The following is a 1,444-nucleotide window of genomic DNA, read 5'->3' on the forward strand; positions in this document are numbered from 1 at the left end:
CCGCGGTGGCGGCATCGACGGCAACGGCGGCGTCGGCGGCATGCCGACCGGCGCCCGCCTGGGAACTCGCGATATCTGGGGAAGTCATTCCTGTCACTTGGATGGATCGCGGCAGAGGAACGCCGCGCGAGGAATCATGCGCCACCGGTAACGCCGCCCGGGCTGGCTTCGAATTGGAGAGCGGCTAGTATTGTCGGATAATCTGCGCATGTCCAGCCGCGCCACCCCACCCGCCGAACGCCCCACCCCGTCCAGCGGCGCGGCAGCAACCCCAGGGTCCGCGGGCTCCCCCGCCGGTGCCGCGGCGGCCCAGGGTTCCGGTTCCGGTACCGCTTCCTCGACCTCCCCTCCCTCCGGCAAGTCGTTTTCGACCTCGGCCTGGCGCCGCCGGGCCGGCCAGCTGTTTCGCTCCCTGAAGGCCTCGCCGCGCGCCATCGGCCGCGCCGTGGCCGCAGCGGTGCGCCACCGCTGCTGGGGCTGGATCGCGCGCTGGCTGCTGCGCATCGGTGTCACGCTGGCGGCCGTGGCCGCGGTGCTGTTCCTGCTGATGCGTTTCGTGCTGTGGCCCCAGGCCGCGGGCGCACGCGCCTGGCTGGAGCAACGCGGCTCGGAGGCGCTGTCGGCCCACCTGACCATCGCCGCGCTGGAAACCACCTGGGATGGCTGGCATCCGGCCTTCCATGCGCGCGGCGTGCGTCTGGTCGACGACCAGCAGCGCGTGCTGCTGTCGGCCGAGACGCTGCAGGGCGCGCTGTCCTGGCAGTCGCTGAGCACGCTCGAGTTGCGCTTCGCCCGCTTCGACGCCAACCACGCCGACGTGCTGGTGCACCGCTCGGCGCAGGGCCGGCTGGAGGTGGCGGGCATGCCGATGCGCACGCAGGACCGCAGCGGCGGCGACGATCATCGCTTTCTCGACTGGCTGCTGGCGCAGGGCTCGGTCACGCTGACCGGCGGCAAGGTCCGCTGGCTCGACGAGCAGCGCGGCCTGCCGGTGCTGGAGGTCGGCGACATCCTGCTGCGTTCGACCCGCAGCGGCGCCCGCCACGACCTGCGGCTGGAAGCGCGCTCGGCCGCGCTGGCCGCGCGCCCGCTGGTGGTCACCGGCACCTTCCGCCATACCTATCTGCATGCGCAGGGCGACTGGCGCAACTGGCGCGGCCAGGCCAGCTGGGATATCGGCCAGTTGCAGCTGCCCGCGGTGCAGCGCTACCTGAGCCTGTTCGAGCGGGTCGACAGCGGCGTGCTGAGCAGCGACGGCACCATCGAGTTCGCCAATGGCGAGATGCTGCGCAGCCAGGCCCGGCTGCGCGCCAACGCGGTCGATCTGCGCCTGGCCGGCGCGGCCGAGCCCTTGCGGCTGAACCAGTCGCAGGCGCTGCTGCTGCATCGGCGCGAAGGCGCCGACAACCAGCTGACCGTCGACACGCTGCTGTGGGAGCCCGCC

1 protein-coding gene is annotated in these 1,444 nt (G+C 72.6%); it reads left to right on the forward strand.

Annotated elements, in window-relative coordinates; all coding sequences use genetic code 11:
- Positions 1 to 208: 208 nt before the first annotated feature.
- A partial coding sequence (locus AC6EI8_RS26450; protein ID WP_498383386.1) for a YhdP family protein occupies positions 209 to 1,444 on the forward strand: 1,236 nt, incomplete at its 3' end.

The sequence above is a fragment of the Cupriavidus sp. R6-3 genome (assembly GCF_059772245.1).